Here is an 18,606-nt window from a genome sequence, read left to right on the forward strand (position 1 = left end):
ATTTATAATGAGATGTTAAGACCAAGTGTGTAGCTTCGATTGATAGGATAGGCATTGATGCCTCCTTCGGGGTCGTAAAGCTTGATACGGTCTTTTAATAAAAATAAGTTGACGCCATTGAAAAACACTTTCACGTTTTCCAGACCTACTTTTTTGGTCAAAGTGAGTGGAATGTCATATCCGATATTGAGGTTTTTGAGACGGATAAAAGACGCATCTTCAAGCCAAAAAGTAGAAGTACCTCCATTGCCTCCTAAGTCGGAGTAAAGAGGATAAGCTGCGTTAGGATTGGAAGGAGTCCAGTGGTCGCGCCAGTAGTCAAAGCTTCCCGTTTCTTGAGATTGCCACTGAGCGGCGTGCCAAGTGATTTGGCGAACTTTCTTGTACCCACTTAAGCCTTGGAAAAACACATCGACGCTCAAGCCTTTCCATTTACCACCAATCGTGGCTCCGTAAGTAGTAGGGGCCGACGAAAAAGTGGCAATAAACTCGCGGTCGTTGGCATCGATTTTTCCGTCAGGTTCTTCGGAAGTAGCTCCTCTGATATCTTTGAAGTTGAGCATTCCTAAGCGAGGAGTCGCGCCATTGATGGTGTAGCCAGCAGGTAGGGCGTCGAGGTCAGCCTGAGTACGGATGATGTCGGTGGCAATTTGTCCAAAAATCCCGCCTGTAGGTCGTCCGAGTTGAGACTGAAAAGGACGAATATTGCTAGCTTCATCAATCAGTACTTGCTTGTTGGTGGCATAGCCATAGTTGAACGAAAGGAAATAAGATAGGTCTTTGCGGATGTTTTTGCGGTAAGCCAACTCCACTTCTACCCCTTTTGAATCTACCCTTCCATAATTGACGGCGGGGAGTGTCCCTCCAAAAGTAGAAGGAATACTTTGGGTACGAGCACCTAAAATATCAGTACGTTTGTTTTGGTAAATGTCGAGAGAAGCGGTGAGTTTATTACCAAAAAATCCAGCATCAAAACCATAATTGAAGGTGGTTTTCTTAGCCCAAGTAATGTCGGGATTGGGAATCGTGCCAGGCGCTACGCCATTGGTAGTACCGCCACCAAATACCGCCCCTACGGTTTTGCGATAGCTTTGTGACCATTGAAGGGCACCTGCGGTATTGCCTACGCTGGTATTGACTAAGTCGTCGCCGGTTTTTCCAAAAGAGGCCCTGAGTTTGAGGTCATTGATAAAAGTGATATTGTTTTTGAAGAAAGGTGCTTCGCTAATCCGCCAACCTGCTGAAATAGAAGGGAAAAATCCGAAACGTTTTTCGGGTACAAAATACCGCGACCCTTCATATCGAAACGAGCCTTCCAAAAAGTACTGCTCTTTAAAACTATAGTTAAGGCGACCAATATACGAAAGACGACCATCTTCGAGCTGCCCGCCCGAAACACTCATGTCTTTTGAATCGCTACTTCCCAACGACAACTGATCTAACTGAGTAGAGATAAAAAATTGGTTTTGAGCACTGAAGTTTTGGTTGTTGGACTCAAATTGCTCATACACAAACATCCCCCCCAGATTATGATGACCAAACGACTTGTCGTAGTTGACAAAAAAGTTGAGTTGATAAAAATTACTGTTTTGGTAGGTTTCGCGTATCCAGTTACCGTCGTTTCGTTCAAAAGTTTTGCTAGGATCCAATATATTTCCTACGAGGTGATTTTTAGAACCAAGAGAGTTAAATACATATAGTTTGTAAGGCGTATTGAACTCTTTACGGAAATCATTTCGGATGTATTTAGAATACAAAGCGCGCAATTGCAGTCCTTTCACAAACGGCACTTTGTAAGTAAGGTCCACTTGGGTAGTATAGTTGGTCCAAGTTTTACGGTTGTATCCTGAGTTACCATTGATGACTTCACTTGGGTGCCATTTCATTAAGTTTCCGACCGGATACTGTTTGCCTTCATACTCAAGATAAGCTGGCGACATTTTTCCCCGCAATACTAGGTTACGATATAAATCTAGGAAATCGTCGTTGTCGCTGTCGTAGCGCCAATAAGGTTTTTCGTCGTTGCGGGTGTCAGAACTTAGATTTAAGGAAACACTTAGATTGTCGGTGATTTTGGCTTCGACTTTGGCCCTAACGTTGTATTTCTCAAACTCTAAATTTCGGAAAGAGCCTGTTCCTTTATAAAAAGCACCGCCAATAAAATAACTTACGCGGTCGTTTCCACCCGTCACATTGAGTGCATGACGCGTAAGGGTAGGGCGGATAAATTCCGTTTTTAACAAATCAAAAGAATTGTTTTTGAAATAATCCAACTCATCTTGGGCATAATAAGCCGCGTTTTGGAGATAGTTGGGGTCGGTTTGTTGTAAATAATCATTGGTAAACATGGCCTCCTCATAGGCCGATAGCGTTTGGGGAACTTTAGTGGCCTCTTCGATGCCATAGCTTGCCACGTAGTTGATACGAGGTTTTCCTTTGGCACCTTTTTTGGTTGTCACCACAATCACCCCATTGGCAGCGCGCGCTCCATATACCGCCGATGATGCGCCATCTTTCAACACTGAGATATTTTCGACTTCGCTTGCGTCGAGGCCGTCGAAGGCAAATTGGTCCACAATCACCCCATCAATCACAAACAGAGGGGGGCGAGCCGTACCAAAACCGTCGTATCTGCGTATATTTATGGAAGAACTTTTGCCGGGTTTTCCACCGCTCTGAGTAATATAAAGCCCCGGAGCACGTCCAGCCAAGGTAGAAGCTAAATTAGCGGCGGGAATTTCGGAGATTTCTTCTGCTTTGATAGAACTTACGGCTCCTGTCAAGTTTCCTTTCTTTTGAGTACCGTATCCTACTACTACTATTTCGTTGAGGGTTTTATCACCAGCCTTTAGGGTTACGTTGAGGGTAGTGGCGTTGGCTACGTTTAGTTCTTGCGAAATCATCCCTACATATGAAAATATGAGGGTGGTTTCTCGGTCTTCCATCATAATCGAATAGGAGCCATCGCCTTTGGTTGTAGTGCCTTTGGTAGTACCCTTTACAATGACCGATACCCCCGGCAATACATCTCCGTTTTCATCGGACACTATCCCACTTACAGTTTTAGCGATTTGTTTTTCATAAGGGGAAGGTACAGCCCTTAAAATAGGAATTAGCGAAGAACGGGGTGCTCTTGTCCGCGACAGGATGATTTGATTTTTCTTAATAAGCTGATACTGAATCTCGCGCGGAGTCAATACGAGTTTAAGAATTTCTTCAACGGTTTGGTTTTTGAAATCAGCGTTGATTTTTTCTTTAGAAGCGGTTACTTCTTTTTGATAAGAGAACGAAATATCGGTTTGTTTTTCTATTTCTCTTAAAAAGTTTTTAAGGCTACTACCCTTCACAGAGACAGAAATTCGCTCTTTGAGGGCCTCCTGTCCAAAACTGGGACGTGCATAAGACAAGCTCGCAAACAGCCCAATTACGATAAGTTGAATAGCAGTGATTTTCATATAATAGAAAATCTGTTTTGTCGTAAAAAATTTTGACATAACTTTGAATGTTTTTGTTAGTACGAAAACGATTTAGGAGGTTTACCGGATGTTTCTCAGGCAGAGGTAAACTTGGATGGGAAGGATGTTAGCGCATCTTTCCCATTTCTTTTATAAAAGGGTTAGGAATAGAAAGTACGTTGGGGCATAGGCAAAAAAGAGGGTTTTAGTGACAACCATTTGAACTGATAACAATTTGAGCGTCAACTTCTTTGTAAGTCGCTCCAATGGTTTTGCAGATTAAATCTAGCTTATCATAGAGCGACTCATTTCGAAGGGTGGTGGTGATGATACAGTCGGAAAGCTCCTCTTCATTATATAATATTTTCACTTCATAGAGTTTTTCTAATTCGCGAAAAACATTCGTAACAGGTACTTCATCAAAATAAGTACGAGGGTATTTTTCTAAGGGCACTACGGGACGAGGCTCCGCCACAAGTCCTTTGCTGATAGTAGGGGTAACTCTACTGATAACGACCCGTTGATTGGGAAGTAAGATAAGTCCTTTGGTTTCGGGGTCGGCAATGTCAATTTTGTTTTGTTTAAAAACCGAAACCCTTCCCGTGTGCACATTCACAAAAACTTTGTTGTCGTTGTCGAAAGCTTTGATGACGAAACTAGTTCCTAAGACTTTAGTAATCACTTCGTTAGCATAGACATAGAAAGGCTTTTTCTTATTTTTTGTTACTTCAAAGAACGCTTCTCCACTCAAAAACACTTCTCGTTGGTGTGGACTAAATGGTGTAGGATAACTAATACGACTATTTTTTTGGAGTGTTACGAAACTACTGTCAGGCAATCTGACTTTGAGTGGCGTATCACTTGTGTTGATGTGTTCGGCTAGGGTACTTTTATTTTCGGCTTCTTGTACCAAATCATGATAGCTAATTTTTATTTCGGTCTTGGGACGCAACAAAAGCCATCCTAATACTAGCAATACAGCTATACTTGCCGCCCATTTCAGACCTGCCGATTGCCAAAAATCAATTTTTTTGGCTTCATTTTCAGTTTCAAATAGAGTACTTTCAATCGTCCGCCAGACTTCTTTTTTGTTTAAATCGGGAGAGGAGGCGTGTTCGGCCTGATGTAGGCTTCTCACTATCTCTTTGGCTTCGGTTATGATGCTATGTTTTGAAGGATTTTGTGCCAAAAAATCAATCCAAAACTCATCTTGCTCCGCAAAAAGTACCCATTTTACAAACAGATCATCGTTTAGGAAATCTTGTACCTGATAATCTTGATATTTCATCTGTGTGCGTGTATAACATCTTCAGAAGTACAGGTACATTTTTTTGAAAAAACTACCCAATCAAAATGTATTTTTTTGATAATTTTTTCAATAAAAATATTAAAACCTTGATTGTTAGGAAGTTGAGTCTTTGAGGATTTGCAAAAAAAAGAGAAAAAATGGGAATCAAAAAAGAAAATATACCATTGAAATTATGGCTTTTAGCGACATGCGCAATACGGCATAAGCTTTAAAAAGAAGATTACTAACCGACTGCACGGTCAGTTCCATGAGTTGGGCAGTTTGCTGAATACTCAGACCTTGATAAAAACGCAGATGAATCGCTTCGCGCTGACGAGGACTTAAATGTGATAAAGCTTTTTGGATATGTAACTGCTGATCAACCAAAACTTCGTTGTTCATGAGTTGTTGGTCAACAGACAAAGTGGTCAGATAATCCAAAAAACTGTCGATATTTTCAGAGCCTTCAAAGACATTGTTGCGGGAGTTTCGCAACAGTTGGTTTCTTAAAGAACGGAATAAATAGAACTTGACATTGTCGGGGTCGTTGAGGTATTCTTTTCGGCGCCAGAGATCAATGAACAAATCTTGAATGGCATCTTCTATGAGTTGTTTATCAGAAGTGAGCCTAAAACCGTAACTTCCTAAGACATTGAAGTAGGCTTGGTAGAGATTTTCAAAAGCGGTTCTATCACCCTTTTTGAAGCGCTGCCAAAGCTCAATATCGTTAGAGAGTGTCGCCAAGATAGTTGATATTTAAAAACCTCAAAAAGATACTTTTGTTTTATTCCGCAAATAAATTGTCTTTTTTGTGGATTTTATGCTACTATTTTAGCATATTATTCTACTATTTTGGCAAATCGAATTATTAGGCTTTGACTACCAAATCTACCAGTGCTTCTACCCAAACTGGACTATCGTTGAGGCTTTCAACCAAATCCCAGTGGTGTCCTCCTTCCTTTTCAAAGACTTCTTTGTATTCTTCTCCTACTTCGAGGGTGGTTTCGAGGCAGTCGGCTACAAAAGCGGGGGAGAAGGCCAGTACTGTCTTAGCACCTTTTTTTGGTAATTCTTTGACTATGTCTTCGGTATAGGGTTTTATCCAGGGGTCGTTGCCAAGCCGCGATTGAAAGCAAGTCGTATATTTTCCTTCGGGAATATCGAGTGCTTTTACCAACAAACGGGTTGTCTCGAAGCATTGAGCTCGGTAGCAGTGCTGATTCATGGCATGGAGGGTGTCACAGCAGCTGCCTAATTTACACACTTCTTTGGTACAATCACCTTTTCTGATTTGGCGCTCTGGAAGGCCATGATAGCTAAATATAAAATGATCGTATTGATGCGCTTGGAGGTATTTTTGGGCGTTTTGTACAAAGCCTTCCAAAAACTTGGGATGGGCTAAAAATTGATTTACAAATCTTAGCTCGGGCATGACTTGCCATTTGGTCAATATCCGCATTACTTCTTCATATACCGAGCCCGTTGTAGCAGAAGCGTATTGCGGAAAAAAGGGAACCACGATGATTTTGGTAAGCCCCATTTTCTGAAACGCCTCTAAACCAGCCTCAATACTTGGATTTTGATAGCGCATACCAAGTTTCACTACATAATCCTCGCCTAAAGCTTCTTGCAACATCTTTTCGATGGCTATTCCATAAACTTTCAACGGAGAGCCTTCGGGGAGCCAAACTTGCTTATAAACTTTAGCAGATTTGGGTGCACGGAAAGGAGCAATGATGCCGTTGACCAACAAAAAACGAGGAATAAAAGGAATATCAATCACACGCCCATCCATCAAAAATTGACGCAAATAACGGCGAACATCCGAGACTTCGTAGCTGTCTGGAGTGCCTAGATTGACAATCAAAACGCCAGTTTTTCCTAATGAGGTATTTGAGATAGAAGTGAGATGTTCGGGAGAGTGAGATACCATGACCAAAATTTTGCTATTTGGAGAATCAATTTTAGAGTAACTTTGCTTCTCTTTTAACCACAAACCTATGAAAAAGTTTCCGACTTTGTGAGGTTTCTGTGAATTTGGAAGATTGAATTTTACCCTTGAAGATATTTTACATTTAGTCTTTATATATTTTTAATATATGCCCTCAAACTTCGATTTTTCTGGTCTTTTTATTTTCGAAATGGCCAACAACCACCAAGGAAGTGTAGAACATGGTGTGCGAATCATTCGCGAAATGGCTCAAATTGCCCGCCAATATGGTATCAAAGCAGGAGTAAAATTTCAATATCGGCACTTGGATACTTTTATTCATCCCGATTTCAGACATGATACCAAAGCCAAACATATCAGTCGCTTTTTAAGTACTGAAATGACTCCCGACCAATTCAAAACAATGGTAGAAGCTTGCCGGGAAGAGGGGCTAGTGACGATATGTACCCCTTTTGATGAGCGCTCGGTAGATCAGATTGTAGAACATGGCATCGAAATCATCAAAGTCGCAAGTTGTAGTGCGGATGATTGGCCTTTGTTAACTAAAATTGTTAAAACTGATAAACCTATCATTGCTTCTACGGGCGGATTGGTACTCCAGCAGATTGATAATTTGGTGTCTTTTCTAGAACACCGCAATCGTAACTTTGCCATTCTGCACTGTGTTGGAATTTATCCAAGTCCCAATGACGTACTTCATCTCAAATTTATTAAAAAACTAAAGGCCCGCTATCCCAACGTGACGATAGGGTACTCAGGGCACGAAGCTCCCGACAATACCGAAGTAGCGCAGTTGACAGTAGCAATGGGTGCTGAGATTTTTGAACGGCACGTGGGAGTACCTACCGAAACGATTACGCTCAACAACTATTCGATGAACCCTGCCCAAGTAGCGCAGTGGGTGGAGGCTTATCAACGGGCACTTGTGATGCTAGGAGAGGATGAAAAAGTGGTAACAAATGCGGAAAAAGAGTCTCTTTTGTCATTGAAGAGGGGTGTTTTTGTAAATAGACCCATCAAAAAAGGTGAGTCAATTGTGGCACAAGATGTGTATTTTGCAATGCCTTGTGCCAACGGCCAACTCACTTCCGCCGAATTTGGAAAACTTAGGGCGCGTTTTGTCGCTTCCAAAGATTATGCTCCCAATGAAGGTGTCTTTGAAACTACTACCGATGACAACTATCATCGTATCAGGCGCATTATTCACCAAGCCAAAGGAATGATGGCGGAAGCGGGCGTAGTGCTGAATGAAAAAGCCGAAGTTGAATTGTCGTTTCATTATGGACAAGAGCGATTTGAGCAGTTTGGTTGTGTTTTGGTCAGTTTGGTAAATCGGGATTATTGTAAAAAAATCATCGTGATGTTTGCAGGGCAACATCATCCCGAGCAAAAGCACCTTAAAAAAGAAGAGACATTTCATATCTTGAGTGGCTCGATGATCATCACCCTCAATGGCATCAGTCGTTCGTTGCATAAGGGGGATATTCTCACCATAGAACGAGGTGATTTACATGCTTTTTATACCGAAGGTGGGGTCATTTTTGAAGAAATTTCTACCACCCACTATCGCAATGATTCTTTCTACACAGATGAACTCATCATGGAGCAAGACCCTTTGCAAAGAAAAATGATTGTAGAGGAGTTCTAAAAAGTATTTGGATTAAGACCGATGATTTTAGGGAACTTGCTTGAATTTGGGTGTTGTCCAGCAAAATGGTGGTTCATAGGACATCTCTTATGGTTTGGGTTGAGCTATTGGGTAGTTGCCCACAAAAAAGCATTACACGGTGGGGTTTATTGGACTATGGCAGTTGGGTTAGCTTTGATGATGCGTTTGCCCGTTATTCTATATGGAGGGCAAATCAACAAAGACGAAAGTCAAATGCTAGCACAGGGGATTACGCTGATGGTAGAGCCTGTTTTGTATCACCTAGTCGACCCCACTACTGGAGGTCCACTCAATAGCTACTTGTTAGCAGTCTTGGGGTGGTTAGGAGCTAAAATAGATTTTCATTTAGCCCATTTTTTGAGCTTACTATTATCCCTTTTTTCCTTTTATTTTATTTACAAAACAATAAAACTGCTTCGTAATGAGAGGATTGCGCAAGTAGTTGTGCTGCCCTTTTTAGTGTTTTTGAGTTTTGTGCAGGATAGCAATTATGTTCATTACAACAGCGAAGTGAATGCCATCTTGCTGCTAAGTGTTGTGGTGTATGCTTGGGTTTATTTGGCCAAAACCCTAGCCTATACCCCTTGGCGTTTGGTAGGTTTTGGAGTGATGCTAGCACTGGTTCCTTTATGTAAATTACAAGGCTTACCTTTTGCGTTTTTTTGGGGATTGGCTATACTTTTTCAGTTTTGGCTAGCAAAGCCATCCAAATTTTGGCAATACTTTGGATGGGTGGCGGTAGGTGTAATTTTGACTTGGGGCATTTGGGTATTGTGGCTCGCTATCAATGGCGTACTCGACGATTTTTACAATTTTTATATATATGCCAATTCTCAATATAGTCATCGTTTGACAGGCGAGCGACCTAAGTTTTTTTATACACTTATGCGTTTTCCAGTGGTTGTGGTTAAAAAAGCAATCGAACTGAATTATATTTTCTTTCCTATTCTTGTTTTGAGCTTGAGTCTTGGTGTTGTCAATAAAACTTTGGTAAAAGAACGCTTAAGAGCTATTCTGAAACGGGATTACTATATTTTGCCACTGATGCTGCTGTATATGGTAGCAATTTCAATGACTATCGTACGAACAGGTAGTTTTTATGCCCATTACTTTTTATTTTACTTGTTGCCATTGGCTTTAATTTTTGGATTATGGCTTGAAAATTTCTCAAAAACATGGTATTGGGCAGTACTATCTACTCAGTTGATTTTCTTTGTCGTTTTGGTTAAAGATATTGGGACTGATCATCCGATTAATCTTTATCCTACAAAAGCACCTCAGGCTCAAATAAGTGAGGTAGGGCGAGCAATATTAAAACACAAAAAGCAAGGGGATCACTTGGCTGTTTGGGGTTGGTCTTGTGAGTATTTTGTAGAAAGTCAGATGCCACAGGGAGTTGCCGAAAACCACACAACCAGAAGTGCTATGAAACACCCACTTCAGGAGCTATATATGCAGCGTTATTTGAGAGATATGCGCTTGCATCGTCCCGCTATTTTTGTGGACGCCATTACTCCCAAAACCTTATGGATGGAAAAGCCTGAAGTCTACAAACATGAAAACTATCCAGCCTTAGCTCAATTGATAGCTGCCAACTATACCCTTAAAGATAGCCTGCAAGGAGTCAGGATTTATGTACGTAACCGATGAAAACACCATTGACCAATAATTCTGATTTTCGTTTGTATATTCTCCGTAAAGGAGGGTGGATGATGCTGGCGATTTATTTGGGGTTTTATGGAGTGTATGTTTGGCATTATGCGCTCAATGTACCTTATTTGGACGATTATAACGCTATTCTGGGCTATCTGGTTAAAGTACAACAGCTACCGTGGTTGGATAAAATTGGAGCGATGTTTGTGCCTCACAATGAGCATATTATGTGGGGAACTCGCTTGGTAGGCTTATTGCAATACTTTCTCATAGGCAGCATAGATTTTCAATGGTTGATTTTGCTGGGCAATGTCTTGTTTGTAGTTCAGTTTATACTTTTGTATAGACTTTTTCCCCAACAAAAAGCTACGTTTTGGCTACTAGGAATCATCTTACTCAATCCGCAATATAGTGCCACTTCCTTTTGGGCTATGGCGGTATGGTCAAATGTATTGGTGATTGTCCTGGCAACTTTGACAATCAGTTGTTTAGTTCAAAAAAAAGCACTTTGGATAGGTATTGTTTTGGGTATATTAACCTTGTTTAGTAATGGCAATGGAATGATGATTTTACCCATAGGGTTTTTGATATTGTGGTGGCAAGGGCGTACTCGTAAAGATATTTTTTATTGGATACTAGCTTCGCTAATAGGAGGCCTGGGTTATTTTATGATTCTCAAATCTTATCCTACTCATGATACTTTTTTTGTGGGAAATTTACTATTATTCCCGCTCAATATGACTGCTTTTATGGGAGCTTATGCTGCTCTTACCACGGGTTTGGCGGGGCAGGTGAGTGCTATCGTAGTAGGGGTGGTGATATTGGCGCTGACGGTTCGGACGGCCTTTAGACTTCATCAAAAACGCCAAACCGCTGATTTGGCACTTTTAAGTATCATGCTTTTTGTGATACTCACGGCTTGTTCGGTAGCGGTATTTCGCTCCGAAAAAGGAATGGATATAGTCATCGGAAGTAGGTACAAACATTACTCATCCTTAGCAATCGCCCTAGCCATGCTGATGGCTTGCCGAGAAGAAGTCAGCAAACGTGTGCCTGTGTTCATTAAGGTAATGGGAGTCGGAATATTGCTAACGATGACCACACTTTTTTATGTCAAAGACGTAGGATATCGCTTGTCGACACGATGGATTTCGAATGCTGCCTATCATAATATCTTGTATCAATCTACCGATTTGTATTCTGAAGGTAAAGATTCGCCTATGGTCAAGGCGGCACAAGAAGCGCACAAAAGAGGGATTTTTATCGTCTCAGCTGACGATGATTTACGTCGGCAGTTGCAAAAAGCGCAAGTCATTACTGGAGATTCACTTTCAAAAATAGAATATCAAGCGCCTCAGAAATTTTATGAGCAGTCGGGGCGTTATCTTTCCGTCACTCATCCTCAACTTAGTATCCCCACCAAGGCTTCTGATGGTCTGTATTTGGTTTTAGAATATGGAAAACAGACTTTTATGATTCCGACAAGTTCAAAAAGGAATGGTTTGGCAACAGCTTGGCGTCAGAAAACGTACTTTCAGAAAGGGGTAGAAGCCGAGACTATTGATAGGCTATTGCCTAAGACAAAGTTTGGCATAAGCTGGTTGGAAATTAAGGATAACTCAGTGAGACGTTTGAGGCCTTAAGTCGTCTTAACACAAGAGTTGACACAGGGTCGCTCTCTTAAATTTTTTGATTTGTCACTTGATTTTAAAAATATTGGAATGCTGTTTGGCATCAATGGGCTGAATATCGCGCTCAATGTAGCATATTCTACTCTCATTGTGCAGTTTTTTGGGACATCTTCCCAAGTAGAAGCATTCTTTGCAGCATCTGTACTAGGTACGGCGGTATCTCGTTTTGTGAACACTGGTCAATTGGTCGAGATTGTCGTGTCACGCTACCACCGAATCAAGCAAAAATATGGGGTACAGGCTGGCATGTCGATTATTGCTACCCTTTGCAACTACATGGTGGGTGGAGCTTTGCTGTTGGTTCTGGGGTTTATTGCTAGTGGTACTGGTATCGTCAATTTGTTGGTGCCCGGTTTTGATGAAGAAACCAAAGTGCAAGTATGGCAGATATTTTGCATTACGGGGTTTTTGATGCCGATTCAGATTGCGACCAATCTTTTTCAAGGCATGCTCAATGCAGAAGGGATTTATGGCAAAGTCGAATTTACATCCACTGTGTCGCAAATCGCCAATATTGCGATATTGATAATTTGGGGAAGTGAAGGAAACATATGGAGTTTGGTAGTGGGTCTGGTGATTAGTGTCTTAGCGCAGTTTGCTACTACTTGTTATTATTTGCGTCAAGTCAATTATAAGCATTCTTGGTTATTAAGAAATCCTCATTTTCCATTGCGAGAACTGGGGCGGACACTCATGGCTACGTCTACTTATATGCTCAGTGTACAGGTGTACACTTTTGTGTTCAATATGGCTTTGTCGTTGTTGCCTAGTGGAAGTTTTGCGATATATCGTTATGCAGAGTTGATTTACGGCAAAGTGGCCAATGTATTTATGATGCCTGTCAGCACTGTTTTTTTTAATGAAATCAACCGCTTGATTCATAAGCAAAATAGTACTGAAGTGAAGAAGTTTGTGGCTAAAAACTTAAACTTTTCCTATTTCATTGCTTTTCTAGTGATACTCACCTTCTGGGCGAGCGGAAAATATTTTATTTGGTCTTTGTGGGCAGGTATCAAATTTGACGCCTCGGCCACCACAGAGGTTTATGAGCTTCTTTGCCTTTTCTTCTTAAGTATGACTACCAATGGCCCTTCCTTGATTTATCGTAAATTGGCGGTCTCGGTGACCAAGCCCGAGCTTCAGTACTACTATTGGAGCATCATACACCTCATATCGGTTTCGATAGGCTATTTTCTTATTCATTCTTTTGGATTTGATGGCGTCAAAATTCAGGTGCTTGTCCATTGTTGCTTGATGGCGTCTGTACCGATTCTTACGGTTTGGTTTTATAAACGGATGTATTTTACTGGATACCAATTGGTCGAAGTTTTAAAAATAACCCTCGCTCTGGGGACTGTGGGGGCTTTGGTGTGGGGCCTTCGAAACTACTGGAGCGACCCTACTTTGTATAGTAAAGAAGTAAGTTTTTTGATAGGCGTGAGTTTCGCAGTAGGAGCTGCATCATTTTTTGTGATAAGTAGTATGATTTTTAAAGTTCATGAAATAAATTTGATTAGGGTTAAAATCCTCAATCGTATAAAACCATAAGATAATAAAACTAGAAAAACAATAGATTGTCAGAGAATATCAATACGAATGCAGGGACTGATTAGACGCAAAAGAAGGTGATTGTTGATATAAATGACCGATAGATAAATATTCTTACTGATAGTTTTTAAGGTGCAGATTTGGGCAAGTACGATTATTCAGTAAATTTGCCACGTTTTTGGGAAAATCTATTGACCACAAAACCTCTTTGGACCTAACTGCACTATGTTTCCACAAGCTACCCCGTCGATTCCCGACGTTGTTCAACTGATTCCATTGCAAAACTATGTCCTGTTGGCAACGACGTTGTTTGTAATAGGTATAGTAGGCGTACTCACACGCCGCAATGCTCTCATTATTTTTATGAGTATAGAGCTGATGCTCAATGCCGTCAATTTATTGCTTATTGCCTTTTCTACTTACAAATCTGACCCTGTAGGCCAGGTTTTTGTGTTTTTTATTATGGCAGTAGCCGCAGCAGAAGTGGCAGTTGGGCTAGCGATTATTGTGATGATTTATCGCAATACTCGTACTATCGACATTGGATTCTTGAATAAACTAAAATGGTGATTCTCTAGAAATGAGTGGGCAGACCTTTTTGACAGTATGAGGTCTGCTTTCTGTATGTCTGTCTAAAATCATTAAGAAATATATGTCTGCATCCTTACTAATTTTAATACCCCTGCTACCACTGATTGGTTTTGTCATCAATGGAGTTGGTTTTCGTCATGTTCCCAAGAGTTTGGTGGGCATCATAGGATCGGCGGCGGCTTTAGGAGCTTTTGCCATTTCAATTTTAGCGTGGAATAGTTTTGAGGGGCAGCCCCAAATCGTACCATTGTTTGATTGGATTTCGATTGGCTCGCTCAATATTCCTTTCTCATTTCAAATCGACCAACTGTCTTTGTTGATGTTGTTGGTGGTGACAGGAGTCGGGTCTTTGATTCATATTTATTCCATTGGATACATGCATCATGACGAAGGATTTGGGAAGTTTTTTGCCTTCTTAAATCTATTCTTGTTTTTCATGTTGCTCTTAGTAATGGGTTCCAACTACGTCATCATGTTTATTGGTTGGGAGGGCGTAGGGCTTTGTTCTTATTTGTTGATTGGTTTTTGGAACAAAGTCACCAACTACAACAATGCTGCCCGCAAAGCTTTTATCATGAACCGTATCGGTGACTTAGGCTTTTTGTTGGGTATCTTCATGATTATCCAAAACTTTGGTTCTGTTGAGTACTTAGAGGTATTTGGAAAAGCAGCTGATGGAAGCTTTGGTGTCAACGACGCTATAATAGTCAGCATTACGGCATTGCTTTTTGTGGGTGCTATGGGAAAATCAGCTCAGATTCCTTTATACACTTGGCTGCCTGATGCGATGGCTGGCCCTACGCCTGTTTCGGCTTTGATTCACGCCGCTACGATGGTGACTGCCGGGATTTACATGGTAATTCGTTCCAATGTGCTGTACTCGCTCGCCCCTGCTACATTAGGTGTGGTAGGAGGTATCGGATTGCTTACTGCCGTAGTTGCAGCCTCAATCGGTTTGTATCAAAATGACATAAAAAAAGTTCTTGCTTATTCTACCGTGAGCCAATTGGGATATATGTTTTTGGCTTTGGGAGTAGGAGCTTATACTTCGGCTATGTTTCATGTAATGACTCATGCGTTTTTCAAAGCACTTTTGTTTTTGGGCGCGGGTAGTGTGATTCATGCGATGTCGGATGAGCAAGATATTCGTAATATGGGAGGCTTGCGTAAGCATTTGCCTGTTACATTCTGGACGTTTTTGATTGCAACGCTGGCGATTTCGGGGATTTTTCCTTTATCAGGTTTTTTCTCTAAAGACGAGATTTTGGCGCATACATTTCAGCACAACAAAGTCATGTGGGGGATTGGAGTCCTGACAGCGATGATGACGGCATTCTACATGTTCCGATTGTTGTTTATGACTTTCTTTGGTAACTTCCGTGGTACGCACGAACAAGAGCATCATTTACATGAATCACCTGCTAGTATGACTGTGCCCTTGATGATTTTGGCGGTATTGTCGGCAGTAGGAGGGTTGATGAACGTGCCGCATGTGTTGGGCGGCGGAGAATCTTTATCTCACTTTATGGCGCCGCTTTTTGAGCTTTCTAAAAAAGCCAATCCCGCATTTTTTGAGCACGGACACTTGGAGCATTCTACCGAATATATTCTCATGGGCGTATCAGTAGGGGCGGCTTTGTTGTCTATTTTCTTTGCTTATAACCTATTCATTAGTAAAAATACCGTCCCAGCGGCTGACAAAGACGTGACAGGGTTTGCCAAGGTTTTACAGAACAAATATTACATTGATGAGTTATACGAATCAGTGTTTGTGAATCCGATTCGTAAGCTATCTGATTTGCTTTACAGTTTTGGCGAGTTTCTTATTGATTTGGTAGTAAATGGAGCCGGTCGTTTAGTTCAGTTTTTAGGCGGACGTTTCAGAATGCTACAAACTGGTGAGACAGGTTTTTATCTCTTTGCTATGGTATTGGGGATATTGGTTGTACTTGCTTGGAATCTTTTACTTAGATAAAACACCCAAGTAAGTACAAGAAGAGTAGTAGATTATATCCATTATTTTATCCCTCAATACAATGGTTCAGCATACTTTATCCCTACTCTTGCTCAAGATTGACGGTCTGGTTACATCTTTTATTGGGGTTGGAAAATACTGGAAACTCAAAGTGACGGCATTGTCGTGTTTGCTTGTACTAGTGTTTTCTTTACCCAATTATCAATATTTTTTTCAAAAAGACAATCCATTGAATATTCCTTGGGATTATCTGCATGAAAAAGTAAAACAACCACTAGGAGAAAATAAATTGAAGCTAGGTACCAACGAACATAACAAGCAATATCGGCTTACTCCTATTTTGATAGGAAGCCTCTACGATACTCCTCACAAAATGAGGATTGTAGCTTTTATGACTTTGATAGAACATCTTTTAGGAGCTGCTTTTTTTTATCTAGTACTGAAGATGGCTTACGAAATCACGCAAGATAAGCTGTTGTCATCGTACTTCTGTATGGGTTTTAGTTTTTTGTTTGTAGGTAAAGACTTTTTTTGGGATTTAGCCTCGTGGCTCATTCCATTTGCCTACTTTTTTATTCTGTTATCCATGGCTACGCGCAATGTGTGGATTGTGATTCTGAGCCTTTCTTTAAGCTTTTGGTCAGATGAAAGGGCCCTTTTATTCTCTCCTATTTTATTTTTATGGTGGAAACTAACGGCTTCTGAAAAGTTTGGCCGCCTGTCGATGGGGTATGTAGTGAGTGTTGTGGGATATTTTGTGGTAAGATTCGTGCTATCCACTTATTATATCAAGGGAACCGATTCCTACAAACTACACCCACGCGAAACTGGGGCAGATTACTTTTGGTGTTTGTATGAACAATTTCACCACATACCACTGGGATTAGTTTTGCCTTTTGAAGGGTATTGGATTTTCATTCTTATGTTTGCGATTTACGTTTTCCAAAGTCGTAGTACCCCCAATTTCAAGTGGTTTTTGTTGGCGTTTTTAACTTTCTTGGGAGCAGTAGTGGTATCATATAGTATATTGGATACCACCAAAAGCTTGTGTTTAGTATTTCCACTTTTGTTTATATCATTGAAGCTACTTCAAGACAACGAAAGTCCTGCCTTTGTAAAAAATGTAGTGATAGGAGCCGTGGCAGTTTCCTTTTTATTCCCCACTTATTATTTCAAGGGAGATTATGCTTGGATGACACCCATTTACTATGAGCCGGTCAAAGAGTCAATTGGTTGGTTATTAAATACATTTGTTAACAAATTAAACTAAAGCGCTGAATATTTTAACGATATAGGTGAAATTATGCTTACACTTACACTTATCCTGATTCCGTTGATTGCGGGCGTTGTTTCGTTAATCACTAAAAACAATAATGCCAAGCAACTTGCCCTCGTAGGGGCACTTGTAGAGTTGGTTTTGGCTATAGTGATTTTTACTAAGTTTGAACCGACAGCCACTCAGCAATTTGGCTTTAGTTATCCCTGGATTGCGTCGGCGGGAATTTCTTTTGCGGGAGCGATCGATGGTATTAGTTTATTATTGGTGATGTTGACTGCTTTTTTGACCCCGCTGATTATTCTTTCTACTTTCAGACAACCTTACAAAAATGCTTCGGCTTTTTATGCGCTGATACTTTTTATGCAATCGGCTTTGATGGGGGTATTTACGGCTACTGATGCTTTTTTGTTTTATCTCTTTTTTGAGGCGGCTTTGATTCCGGTTTATTTCTTGGCCGCAGTATGGGGCGGAGAAAATCGTATCAAAGTCACTTTTAAGTTTTTTGTGTATACCATCTTTGGAAGTTTATTTATGCTAGTGGCGTTTGTGTATTTGTATTATCAAACTACCGCCTCTAGTTCTCCAAACGGCCACACATCCGACATTGCTTCGTTTTATAAATTGGCTCTAGATGCTCATAAACAAGGCTGGCTTTTTTGGGCCTTTTTTATTGCTTTTGCTATCAAAATGCCGCTCTTTCCTTTTCATACTTGGCAACCTGATACTTATACGGAATCACCCACTCCAGCCACGATGCTATTGGCGGGTATCATGCTTAAGATGGGGATATACGGCGTGATTCGCTTCATTTTGCCAGTGGTGCCATTGGGCTTGGCAGATTGGGGCAAGACGGCGATTGTCCTTTCGGTTATCGGGATTGTGTATGGGTCGATTATTGCCATTCAGCAGCGCGATATGAAAAGGCTTATCGCTTATTCTTCTTTTGGACACGTGGGCCTTATGGCAGCAGGGGTATTTTCGCAAACATTGAGTGGGGTACAGGGCGCGTTGATTCAGATGTTGGCGCACGGAATCAATGTGGTAGGTTTGTTTTTTATTGTTGAAATTATCTTTTCTCGTACTAAAACACGAAACCTAGAACAGTTGGGAGGTATTACACAACGTACCCCTCATCTTACGGTATATTTCATGATATTGATGCTGGGTAGCGTGGCGCTGCCGCTCACCAATGGATTTGTAGGAGAGTTTTTGTTGTTGAAAGGCGTCTATGAATTTAATATTTGGCTAGGGGCGATTGCGGGTACTACTATTATCTTAGGAGCTGTGTATATGCTTCGTTTGTTCCAGAAATCAATGTTTGGTAATAAATCGACCTTTACGGAACATTTCGCTGACTTATCGATGAGTGAGCGTGCGGTGCTTGTTCCGTTGATTGTGATGGTGTTTTGGATGGGATTGTACCCTAATACCTTTTTGAAATTGACAGAGCCAGCAGTAAGTAATCTTTTACAGATGATTCATTATTAGAGCAACAAGTGCTTGAAA

12 protein-coding genes are annotated in these 18,606 nt (G+C 41.0%); 8 read left to right on the forward strand and 4 right to left on the reverse strand.

The features are described 5' to 3' along the window. Positions 1-2: 2 nt before the first annotated feature. The 4 genes from G563_RS0124000 to hemH all read right to left on the reverse strand — a co-directional run bounded on the left by G563_RS0124000 (position 3) and on the right by hemH (position 6,676). On the reverse strand, positions 3-3,455 hold the full coding sequence (locus G563_RS0124000; RefSeq protein WP_051211164.1) for a SusC/RagA family TonB-linked outer membrane protein: 3,453 nt from the start codon (positions 3,453-3,455) through the stop codon (positions 3-5). Between the two features lie 205 nt (positions 3,456-3,660). Beyond that, positions 3,661-4,743, reverse strand: a complete 1,083-nt coding sequence (locus G563_RS0124005) for a FecR family protein (protein WP_028667574.1) — start codon at positions 4,741-4,743, stop codon at positions 3,661-3,663. A 165-nt stretch (positions 4,744-4,908) separates the two neighbouring features. Beyond that, positions 4,909-5,487 carry an RNA polymerase sigma factor gene (locus G563_RS0124010; protein ID WP_028667575.1) on the reverse strand — a complete coding sequence of 193 codons (579 nt, stop codon included), beginning with the start codon at positions 5,485-5,487 and terminating at the stop codon, positions 4,909-4,911. Positions 5,488-5,611: 124 nt separating this feature from the next. Beyond that, complete coding sequence (gene hemH, locus G563_RS0124015) at positions 5,612-6,676, reverse strand: ferrochelatase (protein WP_051211191.1); 1,065 nt, start codon at positions 6,674-6,676, stop codon at positions 5,612-5,614. A gap of 166 nt (positions 6,677-6,842) precedes the next feature. Here hemH and G563_RS35700 point away from each other — a divergent pair, with 166 nt between their 5' ends. The 8 genes from G563_RS35700 to G563_RS0124055 all read left to right on the forward strand — a co-directional run bounded on the left by G563_RS35700 (position 6,843) and on the right by G563_RS0124055 (position 18,588). Continuing rightward, the gene (locus G563_RS35700; RefSeq protein WP_037327990.1) at positions 6,843-8,342 is read left to right on the forward strand and encodes an N-acetylneuraminate synthase family protein; all 1,500 of its coding nucleotides are present in this window, start codon (positions 6,843-6,845) and stop codon (positions 8,340-8,342) included. Between the two features lie 21 nt (positions 8,343-8,363). Beyond that, complete coding sequence (locus G563_RS0124025; protein ID WP_028667577.1) at positions 8,364-10,013, forward strand: hypothetical protein; 1,650 nt, start codon at positions 8,364-8,366, stop codon at positions 10,011-10,013. After that, positions 10,010-11,659, forward strand: a complete 1,650-nt coding sequence (locus tag G563_RS0124030) for a hypothetical protein (RefSeq protein ID WP_028667578.1) — start codon at positions 10,010-10,012, stop codon at positions 11,657-11,659. Before G563_RS0124025 ends, G563_RS0124030 begins: the two co-directional genes overlap by 4 nt. A 51-nt stretch (positions 11,660-11,710) precedes the next feature. Further along, positions 11,711-13,255: a murein biosynthesis integral membrane protein MurJ gene (gene murJ, locus G563_RS0124035; RefSeq protein WP_157585575.1), complete on the forward strand. Its 1,545-nt coding sequence runs from the start codon at positions 11,711-11,713 to the stop codon at positions 13,253-13,255. A gap of 225 nt (positions 13,256-13,480) precedes the next feature. Next, entirely contained in the window at positions 13,481-13,825 is a 345-nt protein-coding gene (gene nuoK / locus G563_RS0124040) for an NADH-quinone oxidoreductase subunit NuoK (protein WP_028667580.1), read from the forward strand. Between the two features lie 82 nt (positions 13,826-13,907). Continuing rightward, on the forward strand, positions 13,908-15,821 hold the full coding sequence (nuoL, locus tag G563_RS0124045) for an NADH-quinone oxidoreductase subunit L (RefSeq protein ID WP_028667581.1): 1,914 nt from the start codon (positions 13,908-13,910) through the stop codon (positions 15,819-15,821). 61 nt (positions 15,822-15,882) lie between these two features. Further along, positions 15,883-17,091 (forward strand): hypothetical protein, encoded by a 1,209-nt coding sequence (locus tag G563_RS0124050; protein ID WP_028667582.1) that lies wholly within the window; start codon positions 15,883-15,885, stop codon positions 17,089-17,091. Between the two features lie 33 nt (positions 17,092-17,124). Further along, positions 17,125-18,588 carry a complex I subunit 4 family protein gene (locus tag G563_RS0124055; RefSeq protein WP_028667583.1) on the forward strand — a complete coding sequence of 488 codons (1,464 nt, stop codon included), beginning with the start codon at positions 17,125-17,127 and terminating at the stop codon, positions 18,586-18,588. Positions 18,589-18,606: the final 18 nt, after the last annotated feature.

It is taken from the genome of Runella zeae DSM 19591, from assembly GCF_000423565.1.
GTDB classification, from domain to species: Bacteria; Bacteroidota; Bacteroidia; order Cytophagales; family Spirosomataceae; genus Runella; species Runella zeae.